Annotated in this window: 11 protein-coding genes; 6 read left to right on the top strand and 5 right to left on the bottom strand. The window is 46.0% G+C overall.

Going from position 1 to position 16,863, the window contains the following annotated elements; translation table 11 throughout:
- The first annotated feature begins 60 nt into the window (after nt 1-60).
- Both Cabys_RS02055 and Cabys_RS02050 read left to right on the top strand, forming a co-directional pair.
- The gene (locus Cabys_RS02055; RefSeq protein WP_006928428.1) at nt 61-1,500 is read left to right on the top strand and encodes a RapZ C-terminal domain-containing protein; all 1,440 of its coding nucleotides are present in this window, start codon (nt 61-63) and stop codon (nt 1,498-1,500) included.
- Nucleotides 1,501-1,502: 2 nt separating this feature from the next.
- Nucleotides 1,503-2,237: a nucleotidyltransferase family protein gene (locus Cabys_RS02050; RefSeq protein WP_006928427.1), complete on the top strand. Its 735-nt coding sequence runs from the start codon at nt 1,503-1,505 to the stop codon at nt 2,235-2,237.
- A gap of 42 nt (nt 2,238-2,279) precedes the next feature.
- On the opposite strand, the gene Cabys_RS02045 is transcribed toward Cabys_RS02050, so the two are convergent.
- Nucleotides 2,280-4,433: a T9SS type A sorting domain-containing protein gene (locus Cabys_RS02045; RefSeq protein ID WP_006928426.1), complete on the bottom strand. Its 2,154-nt coding sequence runs from the start codon at nt 4,431-4,433 to the stop codon at nt 2,280-2,282.
- Nucleotides 4,434-6,361: 1,928 nt separating this feature from the next.
- Between Cabys_RS02045 and Cabys_RS02040 the strand changes: the two genes are divergently transcribed.
- Nucleotides 6,362-6,898, top strand: coding sequence for a metal-dependent transcriptional regulator (locus Cabys_RS02040; protein ID WP_006928425.1), 537 nt, complete (start codon nt 6,362-6,364; stop codon nt 6,896-6,898).
- Nucleotides 6,899-7,004: 106 nt separating this feature from the next.
- Here the strand turns inward: Cabys_RS02040 and Cabys_RS02035 are convergent, their stop codons facing one another.
- Together Cabys_RS02035 and Cabys_RS02030 are read right to left on the bottom strand one after the other, a co-directional pair.
- Nucleotides 7,005-7,508 carry a rubrerythrin family protein gene (locus tag Cabys_RS02035; RefSeq protein ID WP_006928424.1) on the bottom strand — a complete coding sequence of 168 codons (504 nt, stop codon included), beginning with the start codon at nt 7,506-7,508 and terminating at the stop codon, nt 7,005-7,007.
- A 67-nt stretch (nt 7,509-7,575) separates the two neighbouring features.
- Nucleotides 7,576-9,396 (bottom strand): FlgD immunoglobulin-like domain containing protein, encoded by a 1,821-nt coding sequence (locus tag Cabys_RS02030; protein WP_006928423.1) that lies wholly within the window; start codon nt 9,394-9,396, stop codon nt 7,576-7,578.
- 213 nt (nt 9,397-9,609) lie between these two features.
- Between Cabys_RS02030 and Cabys_RS02025 the strand changes: the two genes are divergently transcribed.
- From Cabys_RS02025 to Cabys_RS02015, 3 genes are all read left to right on the top strand, one after another.
- Nucleotides 9,610-10,452, top strand: a complete 843-nt coding sequence (locus Cabys_RS02025; protein ID WP_006928422.1) for a TerB family tellurite resistance protein — start codon at nt 9,610-9,612, stop codon at nt 10,450-10,452.
- 160 nt (nt 10,453-10,612) lie between these two features.
- A complete protein-coding gene (locus Cabys_RS02020) occupies nt 10,613-11,077 on the top strand; it encodes a YkvA family protein (RefSeq protein WP_006928421.1) in 465 nt (154 codons plus the stop codon).
- A gap of 423 nt (nt 11,078-11,500) precedes the next feature.
- Complete coding sequence (locus tag Cabys_RS02015; RefSeq protein ID WP_006928420.1) at nt 11,501-13,303, top strand: sensor histidine kinase; 1,803 nt, start codon at nt 11,501-11,503, stop codon at nt 13,301-13,303.
- A 1,182-nt stretch (nt 13,304-14,485) separates the two neighbouring features.
- Here the strand turns inward: Cabys_RS02015 and Cabys_RS02010 are convergent.
- A complete protein-coding gene (locus Cabys_RS02010) occupies nt 14,486-15,364 on the bottom strand; it encodes a peroxiredoxin family protein (RefSeq protein ID WP_006928419.1) in 879 nt (292 codons plus the stop codon).
- Nucleotides 15,361-16,641: a tetratricopeptide repeat protein gene (locus tag Cabys_RS02005; RefSeq protein ID WP_006928418.1), complete on the bottom strand. Its 1,281-nt coding sequence runs from the start codon at nt 16,639-16,641 to the stop codon at nt 15,361-15,363. The genes Cabys_RS02010 and Cabys_RS02005 overlap by 4 nt, the downstream gene beginning before the upstream one ends.
- Nucleotides 16,642-16,863 lie beyond the last annotated feature (222 nt).

The following is a 16,863-nucleotide window of genomic DNA, read 5'->3' as shown; positions in this document are numbered from 1 at the left end:
CTTGCCTGCGCTAAATTAGGGACAGAATGAGTGCAAACAGGGCTAACAGAAAGGTAAACCGTGAATCAGGAAATTAAAGGACATTTATTAAATCTATTCGAACGCTGGGCCGGCGAAAAGGCCACCAGTTTTGAACCGTTGCCCGCGCACGGCTCTGATCGCAAATATTACCGCATCAAGGGCAAAGACAAACAGGCCATCGGCGTTTTTAATCCCGATTTAAAAGAGAATATCGCCTTTGTGACCTTTACCAAACATTTTCGCCGACTTAAGTTGAACGTGCCGGAGATCTATCTCCAGGAGCTGGACAAGAACATTTACCTGGAAGAAGACCTGGGCGACACCACGCTTTTTTCTTTTTTAACAGAGGTGCGGCAAAAAGAGGGCTTTTCCCAAAAGATCATCGACGTTTACAAAAAAGTGGCGGCTTATTTGCCCCGCTTTCAGGTGGAAGCCAATGAAGGACTGGATTACAGCGTGTGTTATCCGCGCGCCAGTTTCGACCGCCAATCCATGCACTGGGATCTGAATTATTTCAAATATTATTTCTTAAAACTGGCTAAAATTCCGTTTGACGAACAAAGTCTGGAAAACGACTTCCAGACCTTTATGGATTTTCTGCTGGCCACCGATCGGGATTATTTTCTGTACCGTGATTTTCAGTCGCGCAATATTATGCTGGTCAACGGCGAGCCTTACTTTATCGACTACCAGGGCGGGCGTAAGGGCGCCCTGCAGTACGATCTGGCCTCTTTGTTGTTTGACGCCAAAGCCGATATTCCCAGCGAGGTGCGGCAGCAATTATTAGAAGAATATCTGAAAGCGCTGGAAAATTACGTCCCCGTAAACCGCGAAAAATTTTTGCAATACTACTATGGCTATGTGTACATCCGCATCATGCAGGCCCTGGGCGCGTACGGATTTAGAGGTTTTTACGAGCGTAAAGAGCACTTTTTAAAAAGCGTGCCTTACGCCATCCAAAACCTGGAATGGCTGCTTCACAACGCCGACCTGCCCATCGACATTCCACAACTGACGGCTGTGTGGGAACAACTGGTGCGTTCCAGCTATTTGCGGCAGTTTGGCGATGCCCATCTGCGCCTGACGGTGCGCATCCAGAGTTTTTCGTACAAACGCGGCATTCCCGTGGACGAGAAAGGCCATGGCGGCGGTTTTGTGTTCGATTGCCGTATGCTGCCCAACCCAGGCCGGGAAGCGCGCTACAAAAACCTGACAGGACTGGACAGACCGGTTATTGAATTTCTGCAAAAAGCGCCGGAGGTAAAAACATTTCTTCAACACGTGCAGGGCTTGCTGGACCTGATGGTGCCCAACTATCTGCAACGCAATTTTACGGACATTATGGTCGCTTTCGGCTGTACGGGCGGACAACATCGCTCTGTGTTCTGTGCCAGCCAGCTTGCCGAATATTTAAAGAAAAAATACGACATCGACGTGCAGCTCAGACATCGTGAACTGGAAATGTGGCAGGGAGAATAAACATGAAGGCCATGATTCTGGCGGCCGGTCTCGGCACGAGGCTGCGTCCCCTGACCGACCAACGGCCCAAAGCGCTGGTTGAAATCGGCGGAAAAACTTTGCTGGAGATCAATATTCGCCGTTTAAAAGAGGCCGGTTTTAACGAGCTGATTATTAATGTGCACCATCACGCGCAGCAAATCATGGACTTCGTCAAAAAAAACAAAGCCTTTGGATTGCGCATCGCTTTTTCTGTGGAAGAACAGCTGCTGGACACGGGCGGCGGGGTCAAAAAGGCGCGCTGGTTTTTTGAAGATTGCGACGCTTTTCTGGTGCATAATGTGGATGTGCTGACCGACATGGATTATACAAATCTTTTTGAAAATCTAAAGGAAACCAGGGCGCTGGCCTGTCTGGCCGTTCGGCAAAGAGATACGCAGCGCTATCTGTTATTTGACGACCGGCTTGCGCTCGGCGGCTGGCAAAACATCCAGAGCGGCGAAAAGCGAATCATGGTTGAGGATAATCGTCCTTTAAAACCATACTCTTTCATGGGCGTGCAGGTGTTGTCTTCTGCCATTTTCGATTTCTTCCCGGCCGAAACAAAGTTTTCATTGATTGAAGCGTATTTGCAGCTGGCCGCACAAAAGCAAAAAGTTTGCGCGGTCATTGAACAACAGGCCCGCTGGTTAGATGTGGGCAAGAAAGGCAGCTTGCTGGAAGCCGAACTTTTATTTGCGGATTGGTTAAAAAAATAGGCCGCTTGATTGCTCAAACGGCCTACCTGGAGGAGTGAGCGTTTATTTAATTAAAAGCATGCGTTTAATAACATTCCTTTTTTCTGTTTTAACCTGGAAAAAGTAAATCCCCGAGGCAAAATTCTGCGCATTCCACTGGATGCGATGGATACCGGCCGGTAGATGGCCCGTAAATAGATTGCTGATTTTCTGACCATTCACGTTGTAAATGGTTACCGTTACATGCTCGTTTTGGGGCAGACCAAACTCAATGGTGGTTCTGGGATTGAACGGATTGGGATAGTTCGGTTTCACATAAAATTCTTTAGGCGTAATGTTCCTCTCCTCAATACCAGTATCCAACCGATAGACAAATTCCACATAATAATAGCTACTGTCTTCCGTAACGGTTACCTGAGCCTGCGGTTCCTCGGGCACATAACCATTGCCAACGTAAGGAGCGGGAATGTTCCACTGACCTTCGCACACTTTAAAGTAAAAGCTGGTGTCGCTCTTTAGCGTTGCCTCGGTTACGTAAACATTGGGATAAACGCCCTGTGTGGAAATTTGTTGATAGTACTGACTAATGTCCTGAATATGCGCGTTTTTTAGATGCACTTCTATGGTAGCATGCGTATAGTTTAAGGTAAAATCAAGATTTTGCACCTCGCCGTTGTTTACAATTACTCCTTCGTAAAGATCCGGAAAGGCCAGATAGTTCCAATCCCAGTTGCGAAAGCGGACATTAAAAGTATCGCTGGGCACAGAAATTCTGTATTTCAGAGAATCCCAGTTGATAACGCCCTCGTACCAACTGTCCCAGGTTTGCGTAAAAGCCTGCACGGTGGAACTTTCCAGAGAAGCATCCGTGGGGTCTCCCGGATCAAAGTGAAAGGCGCCGCTAATTGCGCCCTGGGTTTGTAAAAAGTTGAATCGTACGGTATCGCCCGGCCAGGCCTCACGCCAGTTTCCTCCTTCGAGGTAGTAGCCCGCAGGCGGCTGCAGTTCGCCGTAATCCGTATTGGTCAAACTCACAAAATAGCTTCTTCCGCTGCGTACGGGTATGGTTGTTAGAAATTGACCGTTAAAGCGGGCAAAGGCCTGCCCCGTTTGATCATCGGTCGCCCAGGCTTCAAATTCATAAGGAAGTGGATTGCCGTCAATTGCGCCGTAAACGTAAATAACGGTGTCCGTGCTCAGCACTTCGATATTCTTTTGCAAACTGTCGCCCTTACTAACGGTAAAGGTGTAAGCCGGATTATTCCACATCACGGGCATCATATAATCGGGCAACAATTCTTCCGACCAGAAGTGCAGTTGAAAGGTAACGTTAATGGAATCGCCGGAACCAAAAGGAACGGCGGTCTGGTACGAACCGTTGATCACAGAAAAGTCGAGTTCGGCGTATGTATTCAGGTTTTCAATACTTCCCCAGCCATTCACGGGAATAAGCTGACCGGCCTCGTCAACCACGCTGCCGTAAACCACGGCGTCAGGAATAAAGAGATTAAAATTAAATCCGCTGTTTTCGCCTGCCTGAATAAGGACATTGTGGTATGACATGGAATCCGGCTCATAACCTGAGATCTGGGATTCAAACATATAGCCGATTTTAAAATTATGACCGACCGCATCGTCCGGCAGATTGATGATAAAATCGCCGTTTTCATCGGTCAAACCGCTGAGAATGCCGAATGCATCGTTTTCTTCGGAAGCTTCGAACATGTAATTAGCCAGACGTTGATCGGGCGGCGTAACGCCCTCGATGCTCAGCGTTCCCTTTACCCACACCGTTACATTGGGCCGCGGAGCGATGTGCAGCGTTCCGACCACAGTCGATTGGTCGTTTTGATCCTGCACTTCAAACAGATAATCGCCTGGCGCAAATCCAAATGGCCCTAATTGCGTGTAAATAATGCCATCGGCGACCACGCCTGAATCGCCCGGAGCACCTTCGCCCGGTTCGCCGTCGGTTTGTTTAAAGACGATCAGCACCACATCGTCCGCATCATAAACGGCGTTAGAATTAACATCCACGATGATCTTAAGCAGCGCTGAACCACCCGGCACTGAAACGTCGTACTCCCAGGCGTAAAAATCTCCCTGAGTGAGCGTATTGGATTCCGTTTCATTGACCCAGTTTTTAAAATAGGTCGTAGCAAACGAGAACTGTCCCATCAGGGTGATTAAAAAAAACGCGCATAACAATCGCTTCATTATGTTCTCCTTTTTGATTTTTGTTTTCATAATTAATATCGGAACTAACGGCCAAATAATTAGCGTCCGTTAGTTTATTGGACAATTAAGAAAAAATGCGTATTGGTGAAGCGGTTGCCGTGTCGCTCTGCACTACCGCTGTAACTCGCCTACTCAGCCACCGTGAGCAATCCGCTCGTTGAGCAGACCCGCTTTGGCGTTCTGACATAAAATGATGAATTAGCTAACCGGAAAAGATTTGCCACGTTGATTTTTTTGTTAGCAGTAGGTATCGAAACCGCTCCCTTCGACTACGCTCAGGGAGCGGTAGGGAAGGGAAAAAGATTTCTCCTCGCTGCGCTCGTCGGATTGCCGGTAGGCGTCTCACCTGTCATTTCGACGAGTCCGTCCAACGGACGAGGAGAAATCTTATCAAAACACGGAAAAGAATAGATTTCTCCTCGCTGCGCTCGTCGAAATGACAGAGTGGGGGGCGATCGTCCAAATGACAGAGTGGGAGACGATTGTTGAAATGACAGAGTGGGAAGAGCTCCACAGATTGCCAGTAGGCGTCTCTCCTGTCATTTCGACGAGTCCGTCCAACGAACGAGGAGAAATCTTATCAAAACATGGCAAAGAATAGATTTCTCCTCGCTGCGCTCGTCCAAATGACAGAGTGGGGGGCGCTCGTTGAAATGACAGAGTGGGAAGCGCTCGTCGGATTGCCGGTAGGCGTCTCACCTGTCATTTCGACGAGTCCGTCCAACGGACGAGGAGAAATCTTATCAAAACACGGAAAAGAATAGATTTCTCCTCGCTGCGCTCGTCGAAATGACAGAGTGGGGGGCGCTCGTTGAAATGACAGATGCGGGAGGCGCTCCTCAGATTGCCAGTAGGCGTCTCTCCTGTCTTTTCGACGAGTCCGTCCAACGGACGAGGAGAAATCTTCTCAAAACACGGGAAAGAATAGATTTCTCCTCGCTGCGCTCGTCGAAATGACAGAGTGGGGGGGCGATCGTCAAAATGACAGATGCGGGGCGTTCGTTGAAATGACAGGGCGGGAGGCGCTCGTCGGATTGCCGGCAGGCGTCTCTCCTGTCATTTTGACGAGTCCGTCCAACGGACGAGGAGAAATCTTATCAAAACACGGAAAAGAAAAGATTTCTCCTCGCTGCGCTCGTCGAAATGACAGAGTGAGAGGCGATCGTTGAAATGACAGATGCAGGGCGCTCGTTGAAATGACAGAGTGGGAAGCGCTCCTCGGATTGCCAGTAAGCGTCTCTCCTGTCATTTCGACGAGTCCGTCCAACGGACGAGGAGAAATCTTATCAAAACATGGCAAAGAATAGATTTCTCCTCGCTACGCTCGTCGAAATGACAGAGTGGGGGGGGGCGATCGTCCAAATGACAGAGTGGGAAGCGGTCGTCCAAATGACAGATGCGGGGCGCTCGTCGGATTGCCGGTAGGCGCCTCCCCTGTCATTTCGACGAGTCCGTCCAACGGACGAGGAGAAATCTTATCAAAACATGGCAAAGAATAGATTTCTCCTCGCTGCGCTCGTCGAAATGACAGAGTGGGGGGGGCGATCGTCCAAATGACAGAGTGGGAGACGATCGTTGAAATTACAGAGTGGGAAGCGATCGTCCAAATGACAGAGTGGGAAGCGGTCGTCCAAATGACAGATGCGTGGTGCTCGTCGGATTGCCGGTAGGCGCCTCCCCTGTCATTTCGACGAGTCCGTCCAACGGACGAGGAGAAATCTTCTCAAAACATGGCAAAGAATAGATTTCTCCTCCACTTAAATCGTTTAGATATCTTGAAGGAAACACGCTAACTTGTTGCCGTTCAATACAAAAATTGAATTCCACTTTTGGTTCGAAAATTGACAATGCAAATTAAATTAACTAAATTACTGTTATACTTAACTAACAATTGTTGGGAAGCAAAAATGCTTAAAGATACCTGGAAAAAATTTGATGAAATCGAATTGACGCACAGCAGCGTTCACCACCTGATGGCCATGCACGAGCTTTTAGCGCGCAACGGCTATGTCCGCGGCGTTGACATTGCAAAATATCTTAATATCAGCCGCAGCAGTGTTTCGATTACCATTCACAAATTAGTGAAAAAAGGCTACATTCGTGAAGATGAAAATAAATTTTACCATTTCACCGAAAAAGGGCGGGCTTTAATTAACGACGTTTTGAGCAAACGGCGCATCATTCGCCTTTTTTTTGAAAAAGTTCTCAATTTACCGAGTAAAAGAGCCGAGGAAGAAGCGTGTAAAGTAGAACATTTATTAGAAGAAGAAACCGGCCAGAAATTGATGAATTTTATCGGCTTTTACCTTTCCGAACGGCAGGAAGCCACTGCTTTTAAAAAGGCGCTGGATCAATTTATTTATGATTGCAACACCGTGGAATCTTGTGAATTTTGCGAGCTGCACTGCTTTTTTGCCGGCAAAAAAACCGTCCCTTCGAGGTAATCGTTTATTCAAGATTGAATTGCTATTTTTTTATTTTCCGGAGTAGCTTTCCCTACAACGTAAAAAAAAGCCTCCCCGCAGGAAGGCTTTAGCAAGATTTTAACTGTTAGAATTTAACGTATTTTTCAGGCGGCAGATTACAAATCGGACAGCGCTCGGTCGGTTTGCCAATGTGCGTGTGTCCGCATAACGGACAGATGTAAACCTCATCGACATCAAAGTCTTTGCCGCTGGACACCGCCTGCAGGGCCAGCTTGTACAACTCTTCATGGATTTTTTCCGCTTCTTCGGCAAAGCGGATGGATCGTTGCGCGCCTTTTTCTTCCTGTAATTTTGCAACAGCAGCGTAGGCGGGGTACATTTCGGTGATTTCAAAGTTCTCGCCGTCGATGCCAGTTTGCAAATTATCCGCCGTTTTGCCCAGCAGTCCCAGTTCTTTTGCATGATTAATGGCGTGAACCTTTTCGGCGTAGGCAATGGCTTTAAACAGTTTTGCCACGCCTTCAAATCCCTCTCGTTCGGCAATTTCGCTAAATGCCAGGTATTTCATGTGCGCCATGGATTCGCCGGCAAAAGCGTCCATTAAAAATTTTTCCGTCATCTTTTTCATCACAAACTCCTTTTGAATATTTTACAAGAGGAGATAAATTTGTTGTTTTTTTCTTTAATAATCAAATTCATTTCAGTAAAATCACTTTCCGCCAGCGCATTAAAGGGCCGTGCTGCAAACGCACAAAGTAAACGCCAGAGGGCAGATCGTTCCCCCGCCGATCTTTTCCATCCCACTGCAGCACATAATCGCCTTTTAACAGAGGTCCCTGATAAATGGTTTGCACCTGCTGCCCCAGCACATTAAAAACCTCCAGCCGCACGTCCAGGTCATTCAACAGGCGTAATTTAAGCTGAACCTGCTGCGCAAAGGGGTTGGGATAACCATCGCCCAGGATGAAATAGTCCACACCGGTAGAATCATGCGTATCGGGCGGCGTCGTCTGTCTGGGGCCAACCGGCGCTTCAAATTGCAAAAAGGCCTGATAAGCTTTGTGAAGGGTAGGGATTATTTTCATCAAATTGGCCAGGGCATCCAGATGGTTGCCGGCGGCGGAGGGATTGGCGGCCACAAAGGCGTAAATCACTTCCTGTACGGCGCCCGGCTCCATGCTAAACGGTCCGCTGTTAACCATGAGCATTCGGGCACCGGGTAAAGGATACCCATTCGCTCCATCGATTTCGCCCTGGCCGCTTAAAGGATTGCCCTGCAGCGGCCAGGGAGAGGTCGGGATCGCGCCATTGGTAAATGGTTCAAAATGACCGTAACGATAATCGGCAAAGCCCAGTAAATTGGCAAAAACGGTTAAAGTTCCCCAGTAGGTACCTAACGATGGAGGAGCCGTCGCCATTCCAGAACCATGGTACCAGAAAGAGGTCATGGGAAGGTTTTCATAATCTGTAATTTGCCTAAAATCCTGTATGCCAGTGGCGCCCTGTTGCGGAACGATTGGCCCCTGAAGCAGCACGATCCCCAGCGCCGGCGGACTCATGGAAAATTGATTAAACACGTCATCGGAAGGATAACCATTGTAGGCGAATCCATAAGAAAGCGATGAATCACAGCCCACCAGATCATCCCCAAAGTATCCGATATCGCAGTTGACGTATTGCCCCACCAACATGGAATCGAGCAAAAAGCCCGATTTATTGATGATGCGATAGCGTCTGAAGGCCACCTGGCTCAGGCCCACCTTGTATGCCCAGGCGGTTACCTGAACTTCAAGACCAATGGGCGGGCTGCCGAACAACTGGCTGGCGCGGGCCTCATTGGCATCATTCACCACATACCACAGCAGCTGATCGGCCCCAAGAATGCCCGGCTCATCGTAGTCCGCATCATATTTACCGTTGCGATTTCGATCGTAATAGGGCGCGCCATGTTCTGCCGGCCACTCTTGCAGGTCCCGTAAATACTGTCGGCGCAGGGTGTCGATTTGCGCGTTGGTCACCGCATCCGGCTCGATCTCCAGCAATAGCGCCACTTCGTCTTTTAATGGCGCATCATCTATTTCAAAAAAGTCTTTGCGCCAGCGGTAAATCCTTACCCCGGGTTCATCGGCAGCCACGGCAACAGGCCATTGATTGGCATTGCCTTCTTCTACGATCCAGCCGGGCTGTACCCCGCTGACAAACATACAGCCGCCGGCGCGTAGCGCCGGCTCTCGCCCATCGTGGACTTTGGCGGCCCACACCAGCCCATCCTCAAATATGAGCACGCCCGAAGCCATCGGATAAAAACCGCCGCCGGAGGGATAATGTGTTCTGTAATCTGTAATGGAAAGACGCTGATTGGAATGATACATCAACCACTCATTAATATTTAAAGTAGCGTAGCGGTTTAATTTTTCCTGCAGTGATTGAGCGGACAGCGATGTCAGGAAAATGAGCAGGAGCAATAACAATCGCCATCCTTTGATCATTTTTCGGGTGGATTTGTTTTGCTTCATGATATGCCCCTTAGTCAATTAGGGTAGAATATGTTTTATTATAAGCGTTTAATTATTTGTAGTCAAAAAAATTTCTGGTTTTTTTGAAACTTCTTTTAAATTTGATAAGTATTTTAACCTTGAACTGAGCGGTTTAATTTAATAACATGACCACAGGTGGAATATTGATCAAAGCGAGTAAAAAATTAAGATAATACGGGAGAAAATTTTACCATGGGCTTCTGGGGCAAGGCAATAGGAATCGGTTTTGGTTTTATGCTGGGCGGGCCGCTGGGCGCGGTTTTTGGCGGCATTTTAGGTCACATGTACGACGAGGAAACAGACGGCAAACGGGCGGGCATCGGCCTGCGCTGCCCACACTGCGGGCGTCATGTTCAACCTTTAAGCGACGGACACTGCCCCGCGTGCGGCAGTGATATGCGAAAAACCACGGCCGGTCAACCGCAAAACGAAATGGAGCGACAGTTTCTATTTTACGTTACGCTGACATCACTGGCCGCCAAAATGGCCAAAGTGGACGGCGTGGTCAGCAAAGAAGAAATCCATGTCTTCGATCGCTTTTTAAAGGAAGATTTAAAACTAACCACCGAAGAACGCAAAATTGTAGCGCAAATTTTTAATAATGCTAAAAATTCGCCGGATGATCCCATGGCCTACGCCCGTCAGTTTCGGCAGATGATCGGACACCAGCCAGAAATAATGCAGGAGATGATTCATCTTCTGTTCCGCATTGCCATGGCCGACGGCCGATTTCTGCCAGCCGAAGAAAATTTTATCCGACAGGTAGCAGAAATTTTTGGTTTAAGCCCCATCGAATTCGAACAAATACGAGCGCTGTTTGTTAAGGTTAATCATCAGGCGTACCAGGTGCTGGGCATCACGCCGGAGGCCAGCGTGGATGAGATTAAAAGCGCATATAAAAAGATGGTCAATCAATACCACCCCGATCGCCTGATGTCCAAAGGAATTCCCGAAGATTTTATTCAACTGGCCAATGAGAAGATGATCGAGATTAACAGCGCTTACGAACAGATCCGTAAAGAGCGGGGGTTTTGAGGGCTGCGGGCCACCATGGGCCGCAACGTTGCGACGGAGAAGAAAAGCGCATGAAAGGCAAATGAAAAGTCAAAAGTTCGTTCAGCTTTGTGGTGATTTTAATTAAACACACAGAAGAAATGTTAACCACAAATAAAAGCTCAACTTTTGGGGAGGAAAAATGGAGAACAAACCGGTACAGCCAGAAACGATGAGCGATCAACAATATGATGATTTTTATAAAAAATTGAGAAAACAGATCGAGGCATATCTTAAAAAAAAGGATTTTGAATATGCCGATCTGTTATTGTTGGTGCCCGATTTTTTTCACCTTTTGTACAAATTAATGCGCGACCCTCGTGTGCCTTCTGACAAAAAATTGAAGTTTGCCGCCGTGCTGGCCTATTTTATTACGCCGCTTGATCTCCTGCCTGAAGCGGTCCTTGGCCCCATCGGCTACATGGATGATCTGGCGCTGGCAGCCTACGTTTTAAACGACTTTATCAATCAGGGCGACGTGGATCTGGTGCATGAACACTGGGCCGGTAAAAGCGATGTTTTAGCCAGCATCCAGAATATTCTGACCGTGGCCGATCACTATTTGGGTAAAGGATTGTGGAATCGCATTAAAAGGAATTTGGGTTGATTTATGGCGTAAAATCTTTGGTTTTTCCAATCGTTGGATAAACAAACTTCCCTTTCTTAAATCCTCTGTCCAGTTTAATTAGAAATTACCGTTGCCTGTGCGTTTTAGAATACTTACTCTGAAAGATCAATCCTGCCCGGGAGGAATTTGAAAATTTTTGGGCTGTTTTAAAAACTCATCCCCCAGCCCCTTCTCTTTAAAAAAGAGAAGGGGCGTAAATAGCGCCGGTTTTGTTTAGCTTTTGTCTTAAATGTTAAATAATTTTCTGCGATGATTGGCGTAATCTGCGGGAAAATTTCTTTGCGCGCGTTGCGGTTTGTTTTGGTTGCAGCTTTGCTGCTTTAGTTTAAGTTTCTCTGTTTTTATTGAACTTTGCCCTAAAACTGTGTAAAATAAATTCGTTCATTTTACAAGGAGTACAATTTGGCCTATTTTATTAAACGCTTTTGGGTATTGGTACTGCTCACCGTTTTATTGCTGGTTATTTCTGCTATCTTCTTTAATCTGACCTACCGCAATATGCAAAAGGAGATGCGTCTTGCCCAGTTTAACTCGCAAATCATTTTGTTAAAAAACAGCCTGCAATACGTGGCCGACAGCTCCACTGACAGGCAGACATTAAAAAGTCGATTTGCACAAATTCTGAACGATTTACATCTGACCTCTGGCATTGTAATTCTCAAAGTACAGGATCAAATTATCTTCAAGCGCGTGCAAAACCTTCCGGAAAGCATCCTGTACCGGCTGAAGACCGATTCAATACACGCTTCTTCAACAGGCAAGTTAGATGAAAAGTCCGATATACTATGGGCCGCTTTTGAACTGCCCATTTCCAGACAAACGCTACGGGTGGTCATCATCCAGCCGGCCCGTCTGCCCGGATTATTTTCGACACAGGCCTTAAAACTGTTTGCTCCCATTTTAATTAACCTAACGGTTTTGCTTGGCCTGATGTTATTTATTGTTTATTACTCTTTCAAAAAACCAATCGCCTCCGTACGTAACCTGGCCGAGCGCTTGAACGCCGGTGATTTTAAGTATCGTATTGATTACGACCGTAAGGATGAATTCACCGATACTTTCATGCGCCTCAATCAATCGCTGGAACGCATGGGCATGATTTCGGAAAGCTACCAGAAAAGCGTCAAAAACATCGAAGATATGTTAGAAGCGCTTGAAGAGAGCCTGGTTATTCTGGATCCCGATTTTAAGGTTGCCACTTTTAATCCTGCGGCGGTGCGTTTACTGCATTGTCCTTCGCCCCATATTTTTAAAGAATTCTTTGAAAATATTCTGGCCGAAAACATGGAGTTTCGTCAACTGCTTTTGCGCTGTAAAGCTTTACCCGAAAAATCATTGAGCAAACAGCTATTGATCTGGCTTCCGGGAAATATAGAAGCCAATGTGGATATTACCATCCAGAAGCTCCCCGAAGGCGGCTACCTGCTGCTCTTTAAAGACCTGACTCGATTGCGCGAGCTGGAGAGCAATCTTTTACGCTCCATGAAGTACGGCCTCATTGCCAATCTGGTCTCGTCAGTCAGCCACGAAATTCGTAATCCGCTTTCCGCGGTGGGGATTCACGCCGAAATTTTGAGCAATCGTCTGCAAAAGGAATACCCGGATCTGGATCCCAAATTAAAAAAATCGCTCAACCTCATTCAAAACGAGATCAAACGCATCCACCGTATTCACACACAATTTTTTAATCTGGCCCGCAAAAGAGAAATCAAATTAACAACCCTTAAGCCCAATGCCCTTGTAGAAGATGTAATGCGTCTGGTGCAGCATCTCGCCCTGGAACAACAGATCAAACTCAATCTGGATCTGGACGATTCGCTTGATTTTATTTACGGCGACGCAGATCAGGTACAGCAAGTGTTGCTAAACATCGTGCTCAATGCCTTTCAGGCGGTGGAAAAGGGCGGCGAGGTCAGCATCAAAACCGCGCAGGACAGACAAAATATCTACATTCACGTTAAAGACAACGGCCGGGGCATTGCGCCGGAAATCGGCGAACGCATCTTCGACCTCTATTTTACCACCAAAGAAGACGGCGGCGGAATCGGACTGGCTCTGTGTAAAAAAATCATGAAAGCGCATGAAGGAGACATCACCTATCGCAGCAAAGTTGGAATGGGTAGTATTTTTACCATCATTTTCCCCCGGGGATATCGCGAACGCCAGGAGCAGATAAAAACGCGCCTGCAGCAGTTGCACGGATAGCGGGATCGAGGGGGTGAAGGCAAATAATTTCTTTGCGTTCTTTGCGGTTGATTTTTTACTCCCAAAACTGCGTCTAATGAAGTTTTGGGCTGAGGCTATGCTGCCTTGGGATACTTCCTTCAAAAAATGTAATGCCTTAGCGTGCGAAAATTTTTGTGCTGCTGTATTGGTTGAATAGTTAATTAGTTGAATGGTTGAATAAAAATTTATAAATGCGCAAATATTGAACATCATTGGAGAAAAATTTCCAACGAACAGTTCTTCCTACTCCCCCAGATTCTTTTTTTTGGGAAGGGGGTGAGGGAAAGAAAAACTTTATAAAAATACATTGTCTTTGACTTTTGGGACAGCCCCAGAGAGCAGGGGGGCAATTGAAACTATTTTTAACTTAAAACATTCTTTGTGCCTTTTGTGAATTATCTGTGCGCTCTGTGGTTGTTTAAATTCATGCGGGAATGTTTTTGTTTGCTGGTATGCTGTACTACAAATTAAAAATTACGAATTACGAATTACGGATTACGGATAGTAGAGTGCCGGTTTGCTTAGCTTGCGTCTTAAATGTTAAATCATTTTCTGCGATTATTGGCGTAATCTGCGAGAAAATTACTTTGCGCACGTTGCGGCTTTGCGGCCCTGGAATACTTCCTCTGAAAGATCTAACGTAAAAGCATTTGAAAAATTTTGTGCTGTTTTAAAAACTCATCCCCCAGCCGGGGCTGTCCCAAAAGTCAAAGACAATGTATTTTTTTACATTTTTTTCTTTCCCTCACCCCCTTTAATTCCCCCTCTCCCGATTTTCGGGAGAGGGGGGCAGGGGGTGAGGGCTACTGTAAGATTTTTCCTATCTTTGTATAATTTTTCATTAGATGTCGCTTTTGAGACACCCTCGGCGTAAATAGCGCCGGTTTGCTTAGCTTTTGTCTTAAATGTTAAATCATTTTCTGCGATTATTGGCGTAATCTGCGAGAAAATTACTCTGCGCGCGTTGCGGTTGATTTTGGTTGCGGCTGTGCTGCCCTGGAATACTTCCCTCTAAAAGATGTAACATTTTAGCACAGGATCAGTTGAAAAACTTAAAATCCGCTACGATCTAAATTCGCGTTTTTTAATTTCTAAAGCAGCCTGCCTTTATAGACTTACTTTGCATATTGTAAAAAATCCTGTTTCAGCGCAAGGCAGTTTTCACTGGTCTGTAAAAAGTTCTGAAAGCGTAGCGATTAATTGCGATTCTCTTAGGCTCTTGCCAGATTTTAAGGCGCGGCCCTGCGCATCGAGCAGGTATAGGGTGGGAAAGTTGCGCACAAAGTAAAGTTCTTTAATTGCTTGTGTCTGTTCGCCGGAAACCTGAATCCAGTTTAGCCCCATCTCCTGAATCAAATTGCTTAACGTCTCCGCCTCCCATTTTAAATCGGGTTTACCAACCGAAATGTGAATACTGATGATCTGAATTTTTTTTCTGTCGAACTGATTGAAGGCCTGAAGCAGGTAGGTCAGCTCGTCAACACAGGGTTTACTGTGCATGTTCCAGAAGTGCAGCAAAACATACCGACCGCGAAAATCCGAAAGCTTGTGTTGTTGTCCCCGCGAATCGGTAAATTCAAAATCGGGCAACGGTTGATGTTCTTTTAATTGACGCTCAAAACGTATTCTACCGGCTGCCATTTTAAAATATTTACAAAAGGTCTGAATTTCTTCGTCAATGGAGTCGCCCTGTAGTTTCTGACAAAGCTGATCGGCCTTCAGGAGGTATTGTTTTTTCATTTCGTGAAGTTTTTTTACTTTAAGGGCAAAGGCCTCTTTCTCTTCATCTGTCTTCAGCGAAATAAAATATTTTTGCGCAATGACATAAACATAATTGGAATAAATCTGATAAAAGGCAATCAATCGTTGAGGACGATTTTGATTTTGCGCTTCAAATTGCCTGCTGAGGCTATCCAGTTGCTCAAGAGACTGGCAGCTTTCAAAACTTTGCCTGAGCTGTTGAAACCATGGCGTCTGAAGCGTCTGGCTATGCAGACCGCCGATCAGGACAAAAATGACAAAGAGCATGTTAATCTTCATTGCGCTTCCTTTCTGCCTTTCAAAAAGTGTAGTTTTTCGCGAATGATCTTCATCCTTTCCAGAGCGTAGTTTTTGTAACGCTCGTCAACAGAGTCGCCTGCCTGTTCCAAAAATTTTTTATAGTAGCGCAGCGGCGTTTGCCGGTCTTCATAATAATCGTCGTAAATGGTTGCCAGGTAAAAAAGCGGCATGACCTGCGACGAATCGGTTTCCATCAACTTTTTGTACATGGCGATGGCCCGCGTATACTTTTTTTGCTTCTGATAGGCTTCGGCCAGATGAAAATAGATATCGGTCAAAAAATCAGGCAACGAAAGGCTAACCGCTTTGTTAAGCGAGACAATGGCTGCTTTTTTAAGGTTTAATGCTTTTTGTGTAAGGCCTAAAAAATAGTAGGTAATGGGGTCCTGATCGTCCCGTTTAACCGATTTTTTTAAAGACAAAAGAGCGGAAGGATAGTCGTTGAGATAGTAATAAGCGGCGCCCAATTTTTTAAACACATAAGCGCTGGAATCGCCAGCTTGTAAAGCGCTTCGGTAAGGGGAGATGGCCTGATCGTATTTGCCCGTGGCGAAATAACTGTCGCCAACGACAAGTAATAGTTGTCTGTTTTGCGGAAATTGAATCAGTCCCTGCTGGGCGATTTGCAGGGCGTTGGGCCAGTCGTTTTTCTTTTTGTACAGGTTATAAAGTAGAACGTAAACGTCCAGATCGCCCGGAGTAAACCGTAAGGCTTGTTGTAAATAGGTTTCAGCCTGCCCGATATCTTTTGATACTTTTAACGCGCAACGCCCGGCTTGTTTAAAAAAGTAGCCGTTCCGGGCGTCATATTTAATTAATTCCCGATATAACTTAAGCGCTTTTTTAAAATGGCTTTGTTTGTAATATAGTTGAGCCAGCGCCATTTTAGCCAGGCGCGTTAGCGAGGTATCCTGCATGGCGCGTAAATATTGCCGCTGGGCTAAGGTAAAATATCCTGTTTTTTCCAGCGCTTTTCCTAAATTCAAAGCAATGGCCCCATCATCGGGACGTAATTCCTGCGCTTTTTGAAAAACTTGAATTGCTTTTTTAAAATTTTGCCTGTTCATGTAAATGTGGCCTAATAAATTTAAGGGCGTGGGATCGTCTGCATGGGTTTGGGCATGCTGGAAGAGAAGTTTTTCTGCCTGTGCATAACGATTCTGTGAAAAATCGATAAGCGCTTTTTGTAGGGTCTGGTTTTGTGCGAAAAGAAGTTGAGACAAAAGTAAAAGCAAAAAAATGACCAGGTAACGCATGGATCAACTCTCCTGAAAATAAAAAAGCGGTTTTAATAAAATAAAGATTAAAAATATTTAAGACAAGAGAAAAAACCGGTAAATTGCTTTTGAGTAGGACAAAAAGCTTTTTCCTTCTTTTTAAATTATTGTCAGGGGCTGTACCCAAAAATGGAGGAAAAGAATGAGTTCAATATAAATACCACGAATTTCACGAATGGACACGAATATATTTTATGTAAT

The sequence above is a fragment of the Caldithrix abyssi DSM 13497 genome (assembly GCF_001886815.1).
Taxonomy (GTDB): Bacteria; Calditrichota; Calditrichia; order Calditrichales; family Calditrichaceae; genus Caldithrix; species Caldithrix abyssi.
This window is presented reverse-complemented; position numbering and strand designations above follow the sequence as displayed.

Coding starts and splice junctions, on each gene's coding strand:
- Cabys_RS02010 (WP_006928419.1), bottom strand. CDS start 15,364: ATGAAGATTAACATGCTCTTTGTCATTTTTGTCCTGATCGGCGGTCTG.
- Cabys_RS02035 (WP_006928424.1), bottom strand. CDS start 7,508: ATGAAAAAGATGACGGAAAAATTTTTAATGGACGCTTTTGCCGGCGAA.
- Cabys_RS02020 (WP_006928421.1), top strand. CDS start 10,613: ATGGAGAACAAACCGGTACAGCCAGAAACGATGAGCGATCAACAATAT.
- Cabys_RS02030 (WP_006928423.1), bottom strand. CDS start 9,396: ATGAAGCAAAACAAATCCACCCGAAAAATGATCAAAGGATGGCGATTG.
- Cabys_RS02050 (WP_006928427.1), top strand. CDS start 1,503: ATGAAGGCCATGATTCTGGCGGCCGGTCTCGGCACGAGGCTGCGTCCC.
- Cabys_RS02025 (WP_006928422.1), top strand. CDS start 9,610: ATGGGCTTCTGGGGCAAGGCAATAGGAATCGGTTTTGGTTTTATGCTG.
- Cabys_RS02040 (WP_006928425.1), top strand. CDS start 6,362: ATGCTTAAAGATACCTGGAAAAAATTTGATGAAATCGAATTGACGCAC.
- Cabys_RS02005 (WP_006928418.1), bottom strand. CDS start 16,641: ATGCGTTACCTGGTCATTTTTTTGCTTTTACTTTTGTCTCAACTTCTT.
- Cabys_RS02045 (WP_006928426.1), bottom strand. CDS start 4,433: ATGAAGCGATTGTTATGCGCGTTTTTTTTAATCACCCTGATGGGACAG.